This window comes from Neisseria sp. HMSC065C04 (assembly GCF_001815375.1).
GTDB classification, from domain to species: Bacteria; Pseudomonadota; Gammaproteobacteria; order Burkholderiales; family Neisseriaceae; genus Neisseria; species Neisseria flavescens_D.
In genome coordinates, this window is record NZ_KV820384.1 from 51,038 (window position 1) to 63,521 (window position 12,484).

Consider the following 12,484-nt stretch of genomic DNA (forward strand, 5'->3'; position numbering starts at 1 on the left):
ATCAAAGGCCGTCTGAAATTCAGACGGCCTTTTTTATCTGTTTTTATTTACATTTTTGCCGGATATTCGCACAAATCATTAATCAAACATTTGCTGCATTGCGGTTTCAAAGCCTTACATGTATAGCGGCCGTGCAAAATCAACCAATGATGGGCATCCATCAAAAATTCTTTGGGAATAAAGCGCATCAGCTTGTCTTCAACTTCGCGCACATCCTTACCCGGCGCGATTTTGGTGCGGTTGGCCACACGGAAAATATGGGTATCGACCGCCATAACAGGTTGCCCGAATGCAGTATTCAGCACCACATTGGCAGTTTTTCGGCCAACACCGGGCAAAGATTCCAAAGCCTCGCGGTCAGCAGGTACTTCACCGTTATATTTCTCCAGCAAAATACGGCAAGTCTGCATGATGTGTTTGGATTTGGTTTTGTAGAGGCCTATGGTTTTGGTGTATTCCATCACGCCGTCCAGCCCCAAATCCAACATGGCTTGCGGCGTATTGGCAACGGGAAAGAGCTTGGCAGTCGCTTTGTTCACACCGACATCAGTCGCCTGCGCAGACAATAAAACGGCGATAAGCAGCTCAAACGGCGAGCTGAAATTCAACTCGGTAGTCGGATGAGGATTGGCAGCGCGGAAACGCTCGAAAATTTCTTGGCGGATTTGTTTGTTCATTGTTTGGATTATTTTTTTATTGGCACAGCAATTATAGTGAAATCATGTTGGTACGGCTACTTCAAGTAAAACAAGGCCGTCTGAAATTGTTTTCAGACGGCCTTGTTTTATAAAAGCATTGCTATTCTAAATGCGGTTTACTTCTTACTCAAAGTCAGCCCTGTCCAGCCAAACACCAGCGTCAGAGCCAAACTCAAGTAGCAGAAGAAGGCATAAGGCAGGTATTCCCAGACAGGCACGCCCAAGGCATGGCTGATAAATACGCCGCAGACGCTCCAAGGTACCAACGGGTTGATGACCGTACCCGCATCTTCCAGCGTACGGGCAAGGTTGCGCGAATGCAGGCCGAGTTTGTCATAAACCGGCTTAAAGGTTTCACCGGAAAGCAGAATACTCAAATATTGTTCGCCAATTAGGAAGTTGACGCCGACCGATGTCATGGCCACGCTGAAAGTAGCACGTCCGGCATTGGTCAGGAATGCACGAATGGCCTCCAGCAAAGACGGAATCACACCAATGCTGAACAACAGGCCGCCTAAGCTCATGCCGAGTATCACGATGGTTTGCGTAAAGAACATGCTTTCCAAGCCGCCGCGCGAAATCAATCGGGCAATATCTTTGAATGCTTCGCCTTCAAGTTTGTATCCGCTGTAAAACCACGCGCCCAGCTGTTTCAAATCAGGCGTACTGTGGAAGTAAGTGACAATCAACGCCACCACAACGGTAAACAACATGGCGACAATAGCATTGACGCGTATCAGGGCGAGGACAACCAGCAAGGCAAACGGAATCAGTGAGTAAGCATGGACCAAACCGGTTGCTTCCAATTGCGCGCGGAAAGCTTCGACGCTGTTCATGTCATGCGCGGCAACATTGGGCAAAAGCCACAACATCAACGCCGCACTGATCAACCACGCAGGTACAGTGGTGTACATCATGTTTTTGATGTGTTCGAACAAATCAATGCCGACAATCGAAGCAGAAATACCGGTCGTATCGGAAAGCGGCGACATTTTATCGCCAAAGAACGCACCCGACACAATCGCGCCTGCCGTCATCGCCATATCGGCATGAAACGCAGCCGCCATACCCATAAATGCCACGCCGACAGTCGCACAAGTCGTCAAACTACTGCCGATAGAAATACCGATGATCGAACAAAGCGCAAACGCCGAAAAATAAAAATAAGTCGGCGAAATCAATCCGAAACCGTAATACATCAGCGTTGGAATCGCACCGCTCATCATCAGCGCGCTGACCATCAGGCCGATAAAGAAAAACAGATAAATCGCGCCCATGCCCTGCCCGACCGCGCCGATCATACCGTTTTGCATGTCTTGATATTTCAAGCCACGCATCAAACCGTACAAAAGCAAGACCACGATCGCCGTCACAATCGACATATGCGGCAGCCATTCAAGCGAAATAATCGTATAACCCATTGCTGCCACCAAAGCTAAGGCCACCGCAATGGCCTCAAAGCGCGGCATATTAAGTAAGGATTTGAAAGCAAACATTGTTCTTTGCCTTTTTAATAAGTACTTAACAGATTTTAGCATAACAGGCCGTCTGAAACCCGATTCTCAGACGGCCTGCCTGTTATTTTATAAAAACAGCTCCAGTAAACTGCGACACTTTCTTTAAAATATATTAAATTATTAACATTAAATACTTTTAAATTAGAATAAATGAAATTTTATTGCTTTTTAAAACGTCCATCATGCAAAAATGCCACCACTTGCTCGACCGTTTTACGGTTAAACAGCATGCCGCTATGGCTGACCGGCAAAACGACATGATCGCGCATATTCGGACAATGCGTTTCGCTGACCAAAACCGTACCATCATGTGCGCCGTGCAAACCTAAAACACGGCCCAGCCCATACGGTTTGTTACCGGCAATACTGCCCAGCTCAATACCGACAGGCAACTCAGGCATACTGCCGTCCAACGCCCCTTTGTAAGAGCCACCCAATACCGGTTTTTGCAAACCCAAATTGAGTACGCGTTGCGCGGCACGGCTGCCTTGGTGCGGCGTACCCATGGTAACGATACGGCCGCTGACTTTTTCCGGATATACTGCCGCAAAATTGCGTAAGACCAACCCGCCCAAACTATGGCCGACAAAGTGCAGCGTTTCATCAGCATGGTTCTCATCAATCCATCGCGCTAAATCTTCAACATGTCGGTTCATCGAATGCAAAACACTGTAATAATCGAACAGCGCAACTTCAAAACCTTCTTGTTCCAGCAAATACGCCAGCGGTTTCATTACCCACGAATGCATGTGCAAGCCATGCAGCAAAATGATTTTAGCCATTTTTTTCTCCTGTCATTTAAATCATTATGCCACAAAGTAAAAAGGCCGTCTGAAATCCCATAAGGTTTCAGACGGCCTTTTATCATGATGGATTATTCGTCAGCTTTGTAGCCTTTTATAGCAAAGAAGACGATATAGACATAACAAATCGCTGATACAACGAAAGAAATCATCAAGCCGTAAGTATCCGCTGCCCAACCTTGTACCACAGGCACAATCGCACCGCCGACAATCGCAGTACACAATACGCCGGAAGCGCTGCTGGTGAATCGGCCAAGACCTTTGGTTGCCAAAGAGAAAATCGTTGGGAACATGATGGAATTGAAGAAACCGATGGCCAACAATGCCCACATCGCAACATCTGCACTGGCTTTACCTGCCAACATAGCTACGCCCAACAGGACAACAGCAGCGGTAGCATTGAATGCCAAATAGCGGTTAGGCGCAATTTTCGCCATGATGGCAGAGCCTAAGAAGCGACCAACCATCGCGCCGCCCCAGTAGAACGACAGATATTTTGCAGCAGATGCGTGGTCCAAACCTTTCAGGTAACCCAACACGTTGACCAACAAAGAACCGATAGATACTTCTGCACCAACATAACAGAAAATACCGGCCGCACCAAAAATCAAGTGGCGGTATTGCCATACGCTGTGTTTACCATCATGGTTGTGTTCACTCTCTTCTTCAGCAATTTTGTTTGCATCAGGCAGACGAATCATTTTGACGAACACAGCCAAAATAATCAGCAAACCTGCCAAACCCAAATATGGAATTTGAACAGAAGAAATTTGCTCGGCTTTGCTGACAGTTTGTGTCGCATCAGCCAAAATCAGGAATGCCCCGATTTGCGGAGCAATGGTCGTACCCAAAGAGTTAAATGCCTGAACCAAAGTCAGTGTTGCAGATTCTTTACCTGGTTTGGACAGCAGGGTCACATAAGGGTTACCCGCCACTTGCAACAGCGTTACACCTGAAGCCAAAATGAACAGCGCACCCAAGAAAGTAGGATAAGAATGGCTGCCGGCGGCAGGATAGAACAACAGACAGCCGATGGCAGTCAATACGAAACCGCCGATTACACCGTTTTTATAGCCGATTTTGCCGACCAAATAACCCATAGGGATCGACATAATCGCGTAAGCGGTAAAGAAACAGAATTGAATCAGCATCGCCTGAACATAAGTCAGTTCGAAAATATCTTTCAGGTGCGGAATCAAAATATCGTTCATGCAGGTAATGAAACCCATCATGAAGAAGAGTGTGGTCAGAACGACCAGCGCAGGAGTATGATTTTGTTGTGAATGCGCAGACATGATTTGCCTTTCGTTTTGTTAAGATTCGCTGGAAAAATGAGCTTAAATCAGTTCATTAAACTTAACACCCATTAACAGCCGCCCGTATCATACTGATAATCCGTCACTTTGAAAACTATTTTCTAACAGCCGACTACATTATCCTTCAGCCGTTTAATTGTAAAAAATTTAATAATATTGGATTTATCTTTTATTAGATTAAAAAATAAAGGCATAATCCTCTTACTAAGCCTATTATTTCTTTTTTACAATATCACTTGATGTAACTCAAAACATGCCACCTCTTTACGCTTACCTTGCCCTGATTGCTTCTGCCTTCACTTCAGCTACACTACTTCCGGGTACATCCGAGGCGGCATACGCCGCATTTGTGTACCAATATCCGCAACATGCCCTCGGCGCATGTTTGTGTGCAGGGTTGGCAAATGGCTTGGGCAGTATGGTTTCTTATTACATGGGCAGAATGTTTCCGGCCAAGAAAAGGCCGTCTGAAAAAGTATTGGCGCGTATACAAAGATGGGGAATTTGGCCGCTATTATTTGCATGGCTACCGATTATCGGCGATGCCCTCCCTCTTGCAGCAGGCTGGCTCAGGCTCAATGCCCTGCATTGCGCCATCATTCTGATTACAGGCAAACTGCTGCGCTATGCGATGATTTATTGGGGAATGAACGCAGTTGCCGGATAAGCTTCGACAACCAAAAATAAAGGCCGTCTGAATAATTCAGACGGCCTTTGCCTTTAATTCGACAATTACAAGACTTTTACAATGCTTTCGCACAGGTAGTCGATATTGTCATCGGTAATGCCTGCAACATTAATGCGGCCGGAACGGACGGCATAAATGGCAAACTCATTTTTCAAACGGTCAACTTGTTCGGGAGTCAGACCGCTAAAGGAGAACATACCGTTTTGTTCGATAATGAAATCAAAGTCTTGGGTTGCACCTTTGGCTTTGAGCAACTCAACAAATTTTTGGCGCATGGCTTTGATGCGGCCGCGCATTTCATCGAGTTCGGCAATCCATTGTGCTTTCAAATCATCATTTTTCAACACCAGCGCAATGGTGTTCGCACCGTGTGAAGCAGGGTTGGAATACAAGGTACGGATGATGGTTTTGACTTGGCTGTGAGCGCGGGCTGCAGTTTCTTCATCTTCAGCCACCAAAGTGAACGCGCCGACGCGCTCGTTGTACATACCGAAGTTTTTGGAATAAGAGCTGGCAATCAGCAATTCTGTATTGTGTTTCAAGAACACGCGCAAGCCGTAGGCGTCTTCTTCCAAACCATTGCCGAAGCCTTGGTAGGCAAAGTCAAACAATGGCAACCAGCCTTTTTCGGCAGAAAGTTTTGCCAAAGTTTCCCATTGTTCGTGCGTAGGGTCGATGCCGGTAGGGTTGTGGCAGCAGCCGTGCAGCAGGACGATATCGCCTTTTTGCGCTTGGCTCAAGTCTTCAATCATACCGTCCCAATCCAAACCGTGTTTGGCGGCATCATAGTAGCGATACGGTTTGTCTTGGATACCGACCGCTTTGGCGATGGCATTGTGGTTTGGCCAAGTCGGATTGGAAATCCAGATGGTTTGCGCATTCAACTGACGTTTGGCAAACTCGGCCGCAATGCGCAATGCACCTGTACCGCCAAGGCTTTGCGCTGTTTTGGCGCGACGGCTGGCGATGATTTCGTGGTCTTTGCCAAACAGCAGAATTTGGGTTTGCTCGTTGTAATCGGCAACGCCGTCGATGGTCAGGTAATTTTTAGTTGTCTCGCTTTCCAGCAGGCGTTTTTCAGCCTCTTTGACGGCTTTGACAATAGGCGTTGCGCCGGATGCGTCTTTGTACACGCCGATACCGAGATTGACTTTTTCGGGACGGGTTTCGGCTTTAAACGCTTCGCCCAAACCTAAAATCGGATCAGCAGGAGCTGCTTCGATATGCTTGAAGAACATGATTTTTCTCTTTACAAGTGTAAAACGGTTGAAAAAATACAAACTTAGTACGATTTTACGCCGTTTCAGGCCGTCTGAAAACGGATTATTACAGGGTTTTAACGCAAGATTGCCAACAAATCCAAAGGCGTGGCAATACGGAAATTGGCAAGCCAGTTTTCGGTTTGGTCTTCGGCAGAAATATAGCCCCAATCGGCAAGCACGGTTGTCATGCCTGCATTTTTGCCTGCCTGCATATCGCGCTCTGCATCACCGACATAAAAACATCGCTGCGCCTCAACGCCAATCTGTTCGCACGCATAAAACATAGGCTTCACGCTGGGCTTGGGTTCATCGCAAGTATCGCCACTGACAATCACGGCGGGAGGCACGGTAAAACCGAGCTTAGGCACGAGGACATCGGTAAAACGCATGGGCTTGTTGGTAATAATGCCCCATTGGATACCGCGTTGAACTAAGGCTTCCAACATTTCGTTTGCGCCGTCGAACAAGATGGTTTGGTCGGCATAGCAGCGACTGTATTCGTCCAAAAACTCTTTGCGCCATTGTATATAGTCCGGATGGTCGGGCGTAATGCCTGCACCAAGTTTGAGCAAACCGCTCGCACCGTGGCTGGCCTGCGGACGGATTTCATCCATGCTTTTTTCAGGCAAACCGTGTCGGCGCAATACCGTGTTGAGCGCGCCACCCAAATCAAGTGCGGTATCGGCAAGCGTGCCGTCAAGGTCGAATAATACGGCTTGGGTCATAAGTATTCCTTTGATGATTTTAGAAGGCCGTCTGAACAATCCAACAAGTTTCAGACGGCCTGAATATGGTTAATGGTGATGATGTTCATGCATTTCCTGCGAACACAAGACTTCATCTTTATGCGGATGCTGTTCACTTTCAATCTGAATCGTACAATGTCCGATGTTGTGATGCGCCAATTCATGTTCGATGCGGTAGGCGATTTGTTCGGACTCTGCCACCGTCATGTTGCCATCTACGACAATATGGCAGGATAAAACGTGGATATTGCTGGTAATCGTCCAAACATGCAAGTCGTGAACGGATTTTACGCCCTCCGTATTGCGGATCACGCTGAGCAACTCATCGGTATGGATGTTTTCCGGCGCGCCTTCCATCAAAATGTGCAAAGTCTGTTTAAACAGCGTCCAGCCGCTGCGCCCTACCAAAGCCGCCACCAATACGCTGGCAACCGTATCCGCCCATTGCCAGCCATACGCCATAATCAATACTGCTGCGACAATCGCCCCTATCGAGCCGAACAAATCGCTGATTACGTGCAGATACGCGCCGCGCATATTGACGTTTTCTTCGGTATCGCCATTCTTCAACATATAAACGGCGACGCCGATGTTGACCAGTAATCCGATGATGCTGACCACCAACATGCCGCCCGTCAAAATTTCCGGCGGATAAAACAATCGTTTGACTGCTTCATAAAAAATCATCGCCGCAATCAACACCAGCGACAATCCGTTAAACATCGCCGTCAAAATTTCAAAACGCTTGTAACCGAATGTCTTTTGCAGCGTGGTCTGTTTCTCGCCAAGTTTGAATGCCCACAATGCTACGCCCAGCGAAAACGCATCGCTGAACATATGCCCCGCATCGGAAAGCAGGGCCAAAGAGTTGGTCAGCCAGCCGCCGACCGCTTCAACTAGCATAAATCCGGCAATGACGAAAAATGAAATGCGCAATACCTGCTTATTGGCGGTATGCGTATGCGCGTGCGAATGATCGTGATGATGTGCCATGATGATTTTACCGTTTCAGACGGCCTTTTTATCCTGTTTCAAACTTTTCTCAAAATCTTCCAACATATCCAGCTCGAAACGGCTGAATCCTGCACGTTCCCGTGCTTCAATATTGACGTAGCTGCGGAAGATAAACATATCGTAACGCGCAATCAGGCTGCGGAACAGGGTAACCGGTTCCAAACCGCGCTCACGGCAAAGATGCTGATACCAATGATTGCCGATGGCGACATGCCCTACTTCATCGCGATAAATAATATCCAACACATCGCAGGTTTCCACATCGCCACGCTGCGCCACTTTTGCACGAATACCCGGCGTGACATCCAAACCGCGCGCTTCCAACACCCGCGGCACCAAAGCCATGCGCAATAAAGGATCGTAAGCAGTTTTATATGCCATATCCGACAAATGCCCGTGCGCTTCAAAATCGCCGTAATCGTAGCCCAAGCTGTTCAGACGGCCACGCATCAAGCCGAAGTGAAACACTTCTTCTTTTGCCACCCTTACCCAATCGCGTACAAACTGAAACGGCATATTGCGAAAACGATACGCCGCATCCAAAGCCAGATTAATCGCATTAAATTCAATGTGCGCAATCGCATGCAACATCGCCGCATAGCCTTCGACCGTATTCATCTTGCGCGGCGTAACTTCCGAAGGCGCAACCAAACGCGGACGGGGCGGATGTCCGGCAAAACGACAATCCACAGGTTTTGACTCATCAACCGTCAAACCTTCCGCCTCGCCCAACTGCGCAAACAAGGTCTGCGTCAATTTTCCTTTTTCATCAGGATTGTCCGACAGCAAAGCCTGCTCCAATAAAGGATAAGGATTCAGATACATACAAAACCATTGTTTTCAAAAGATAAATATTATAACCGTTTTAAAAAGCAAACAGAAAGACTATAATTTCACGCTTTCCGTAAAATGACATTAAATACCACACCAAGCCCTTATGCGTTTCATTAAAAAAACGTCAAAACTAAATACAGGCCGTCTGAAGAAATGAAATTATTTCAGATACTTGCTTGGATTTTTCATATTTACACAAATTAAACCCTCCATTCAACCCCTTGCCTGTTACACCATAACGTCTATACTGAACCCATCTCTCCGAACAAGGAACCAAAACATGAAAACTACCCGACTGTTCACCCTGACCGCTGCCGCGCTGCTTTCTTCAGCCATCGGCTTTGCACAAGCCGGCGCAGTGGACGCCCTGAAAAAATTCAATAATGATGCCGACGGTATCAGCGGCAATTTCAGCCAAACCGTTCACAGCAAAAAGAAAACCCAAACCACATACGGTACATTCAAAATCCTGCGCCCTGGCTTGTTCAAATGGGAATACACCAAACCCTACAAACAAACCATCGTTGGCGACGGCAAAACCATTTGGCTCTATGACGTAGATTTGGCGCAAGTAACCAAGTCCTCACAAGACCAAACCATCGGCGACAGCCCTGCCGCCATCCTCTCCAACAAAACGGCATTGGACAGCAGCTACACGCTGAAAGAAGACGGTTCTGCCAACGGTATCGACTACGTTTTGGCTACGCCTAAGAAAAACAATGCCGGTTATCAATACATCCGCATCGGCTTCAAAGGCGACAACCTCGCCGCAATGCAGCTAAAAGACAGCTTCGGCAACCAAACCAGCATCAGTTTCAGCGGTTTGAACACCAAGCCTAACCTTTCCAGCGGTATGTTCAAATTTACCCCTCCTAAAGGCGTTGATGTCTTGAGCAACTAAGCTTCTAATGAAACACAAAGGCCGTCTGAACAACAGACGGCCTTTTATTTAGTTCAATTCAAAATCAAACACACTGTTACTTTTGACCTTGAATGGCAGCGGCAATTTTTTCTGCACCTTTTTTCGCCCAGTCTGCCTGCTTGGCTTCCACCATCACACGCACGACAGGCTCGGTACCTGAAGCACGCAAGACCACGCGGCCTTTGCCTTCGAGTTCTTTTTCCACTTCAGCCAAAGCCTCTTTGGAAGCATCCTGCCAGTTTTGGCCTTTTTTGATGCGGACGTTAATCATGGTTTGCGGATACGGCTGCCAATCGGCGCAAACGGTGGCAAGGTCTTGATTCAAGGTTTGCAGTGCGGCCAAAACTTGCAGCGCGGAAATGATGCCGTCACCGGTATTGTGTTTGTCCATGCACAAAATATGGCCGCTGGCTTCGCCGCCAATCAACCAACCGCGTTGGTGGAGCTGTTCCAACACATAGCGGTCGCCCACTTTGGCGCGGCAGAAGTCAACGCCCTGCTCTTTTAAAGCAACTTCCATCGCCATATTGGTCATCACTGTACCCACTACGCCGCCGATTTCCACGCCTTCGTGCGCACGTGCTTTGGCAATCACATAAATCAGGCTGTCGCCGTCATACACTTTGCCATTGCGGTCAACCATCATCAAACGGTCGCCATCGCCATCCAAGGCAATGCCGTAATCGGCTTCATTTTGCAACACAGCCGCTTGCAAAGCTTTCGGATGGGTCGCACCACATTTCTCATTGATGTTGTAGCCGTTTGGCTCATCACCGATGCTTACTACTTGCGCACCCAATTCGTGGAATACTTTAGGCGCAACTGCATAGCCCGCACCATTGGCGGTATCGACCACCAATTTCAGACCGCGCAAGTCCAAATGGCTTGGGAAAGTGGATTTACAGAACTCGATATAGCGATCATCCGCACCATTAATCCGGCGCGCACGGCCAAGACGGCTGGACGGCTGGGTTTTCATTTCCTCATCGATTTTGGCTTCGATTTCCAACTCGATTTCATCGCTCAGCTTCACACCGCCTTCGGCAAAAAATTTAATGCCGTTGTCGGAATAAACATTGTGGGAAGCAGAAATCATCACACCGGCAGACAAACGCAAAGCGCGGGTCAAATACGCCACGCCCGGAGTCGGCAGAGGGCCGGTTTGAATAACATTGACACCGGCGGCGGTAAAACCGGCAATCAGCGCAGCTTCCAGCATATAGCCTGAAATACGCGTGTCTTTACCGATCAAGACGGTTGGTTTGATTTCGCCTTCGTGCTGCACCAAAACCTGACCTGCCGCATAGCCTAATTTCAGGACAAAATCAGGATTGATAGGGAATTGACCGACTTCGCCACGCACACCGTCAGTACCGAAATATTTTTTTGCCATGAGATAACTCCGTGATTGTTTTGTCGTATGTGAATATGGTTGAACTTCTTTAAAAGAATCTTGATTGTATTCGAAGGCCGTCTAAATCTTTCAGACGCCCCTTGATCATGAGAATAATTTACTACTTCAGTATTATAGCAAGATCCGGATTTCCTGCACGAAAAAAGCGCATCCTTTTGCAGAATGCGCCTTCTATTCGAGATTCAAAATCAAATCTTAGAATTTAGCACCAGACTGATTAGCCATGTAATCAACTGCAGCTTTCACTTCATCATCGCTCAGGCTACCGTTACCGCCTTTGGCAGGCATTGCGTTAAAGCCTTCGAGTGCGTGTTTGTGCAGGGTGTCTTTACCTTGTTTGATACGAGGAGCCCAGTCTTCTTTTTTACCTACATGAGGAACACCTGGAACTGCACCGCCGTGACATGCTTGGCAGTTGGCTTCGTAAACTTTTTTGCCGTCTGCGCCACCGGCTGCTGGAGCTGCCGCACCTTTGTCATCTGCTTTGGCCGCATCTGCTTTAGGAGCATCTGCAGGAGCCGCACCCTCAGCTGCCGGAGCTGAAGCAGCTTCGCCGGAAGCAGCGGCATCGGCAGGAGCTGCAGCATCAGGATCAGGGAAAGTACCGCCAGCTTTGTTGGCCATGTAAGTAATGGCGCGTTTCAATTCTTGATCGGTCAAATCAGCCGCACCGCCTTTGGCAGGCATTGCGTTGAAACCGTTCAGAGCGTGTTGGAACAAGGTATCGAAACCTTGGGCAATGCGAGGTGCCCAATCGCCTTTGTTTTCAAATTTAGGCGCTTTGGGAACGATGCTGTCCGCTGCGTGGCATTGAATACAGATTTTGTTGAAAATCTGATCGCCTTGACGCTCGCCGACTGGAATACCGTCGCCCAATTTCAGTTGGCCGACTGGCTGGATACGGGTTTGAGTCGCAGCTTCGGTTGTTTCGGCAACATCGCCGAATGAACCGCTTCCCGCCAGTTTGATCAGGAAGTAAATCACTGCAATGACAATAACGATACCGCTCACAAGGGTGAACAATGCAGAGCCTTGGGCTTTGTGGTCGCGGAGTTGTTTCATTTGGTAGGCCTCGCCGTTAGGTTAGGTTGTGCTGTAAGTTATAGTTTATGTGTTAAACGCAGTTAACAATATTTTGCTGGATTATACTGAATTCGCAAAGGCTTTCCAATCCATCTTGAGAAAAAGATACGCAAAAATCCTCAAAATGCCATCTAAATTCTGCTAAGCCTTTGTAGTTAATTGATTATTCTAGCCATGCAAAAAGTGA

General features: G+C 47.8%; 12 protein-coding genes. 2 read left to right on the forward strand and 10 right to left on the reverse strand.

The genetic code is table 11. The features are described 5' to 3' along the window. Nucleotides 1-47 precede the first annotated feature (47 nt). From nth to HMPREF3022_RS01730, 4 genes are all read right to left on the reverse strand, one after another. Nucleotides 48-677: an endonuclease III gene (nth, locus tag HMPREF3022_RS01715; protein ID WP_049323145.1), complete on the reverse strand. Its 630-nt coding sequence runs from the start codon at nt 675-677 to the stop codon at nt 48-50. Between the two features lie 137 nt (nt 678-814). Continuing rightward, nucleotides 815-2,194 (reverse strand): Na+/H+ antiporter NhaC, encoded by a 1,380-nt coding sequence (gene nhaC / locus HMPREF3022_RS01720; RefSeq protein ID WP_049331081.1) that lies wholly within the window; start codon nt 2,192-2,194, stop codon nt 815-817. Between the two features lie 179 nt (nt 2,195-2,373). After that, on the reverse strand, nt 2,374-2,997 hold the full coding sequence (locus HMPREF3022_RS01725) for an alpha/beta fold hydrolase (protein WP_070765040.1): 624 nt from the start codon (nt 2,995-2,997) through the stop codon (nt 2,374-2,376). 92 nt (nt 2,998-3,089) lie between these two features. After that, nucleotides 3,090-4,313 (reverse strand): sugar MFS transporter, encoded by a 1,224-nt coding sequence (locus tag HMPREF3022_RS01730; RefSeq protein WP_049331083.1) that lies wholly within the window; start codon nt 4,311-4,313, stop codon nt 3,090-3,092. A 274-nt stretch (nt 4,314-4,587) separates the two neighbouring features. Here HMPREF3022_RS01730 and HMPREF3022_RS01735 point away from each other — a divergent pair, with 274 nt between their 5' ends. After that, complete coding sequence (locus HMPREF3022_RS01735; RefSeq protein ID WP_036493788.1) at nt 4,588-5,001, forward strand: YqaA family protein; 414 nt, start codon at nt 4,588-4,590, stop codon at nt 4,999-5,001. A 65-nt stretch (nt 5,002-5,066) separates the two neighbouring features. On the opposite strand, the gene HMPREF3022_RS01740 is transcribed toward HMPREF3022_RS01735, so the two are convergent. The 4 genes from HMPREF3022_RS01740 to HMPREF3022_RS01755 form a co-directional block, all read right to left on the reverse strand. Continuing rightward, nucleotides 5,067-6,260, reverse strand: coding sequence for an amino acid aminotransferase (locus HMPREF3022_RS01740; RefSeq protein WP_036493785.1), 1,194 nt, complete (start codon nt 6,258-6,260; stop codon nt 5,067-5,069). 98 nt (nt 6,261-6,358) lie between these two features. After that, nucleotides 6,359-7,009: an HAD family hydrolase gene (locus HMPREF3022_RS01745; protein ID WP_070765041.1), complete on the reverse strand. Its 651-nt coding sequence runs from the start codon at nt 7,007-7,009 to the stop codon at nt 6,359-6,361. Between the two features lie 69 nt (nt 7,010-7,078). Further along, nucleotides 7,079-8,023, reverse strand: coding sequence for a cation diffusion facilitator family transporter (locus HMPREF3022_RS01750; RefSeq protein WP_049331091.1), 945 nt, complete (start codon nt 8,021-8,023; stop codon nt 7,079-7,081). Between the two features lie 15 nt (nt 8,024-8,038). Next, nucleotides 8,039-8,869: a ferritin-like domain-containing protein gene (locus HMPREF3022_RS01755; RefSeq protein WP_070765042.1), complete on the reverse strand. Its 831-nt coding sequence runs from the start codon at nt 8,867-8,869 to the stop codon at nt 8,039-8,041. A gap of 289 nt (nt 8,870-9,158) precedes the next feature. On the opposite strand from HMPREF3022_RS01755, the gene lolA reads away from it, so the two are divergent. Beyond that, complete coding sequence (lolA, locus tag HMPREF3022_RS01760; protein WP_036493771.1) at nt 9,159-9,779, forward strand: outer membrane lipoprotein periplasmic chaperone LolA; 621 nt, start codon at nt 9,159-9,161, stop codon at nt 9,777-9,779. A 76-nt stretch (nt 9,780-9,855) separates the two neighbouring features. Here the strand turns inward: lolA and glmM are convergent, their stop codons facing one another. Beyond that, nucleotides 9,856-11,193, reverse strand: coding sequence for a phosphoglucosamine mutase (glmM, locus tag HMPREF3022_RS01765; protein ID WP_004520640.1), 1,338 nt, complete (start codon nt 11,191-11,193; stop codon nt 9,856-9,858). Between the two features lie 216 nt (nt 11,194-11,409). Further along, nucleotides 11,410-12,276: a c-type cytochrome gene (locus HMPREF3022_RS01770; RefSeq protein WP_049331096.1), complete on the reverse strand. Its 867-nt coding sequence runs from the start codon at nt 12,274-12,276 to the stop codon at nt 11,410-11,412. Between the last annotated feature and the right edge of the window lie 208 nt (nt 12,277-12,484).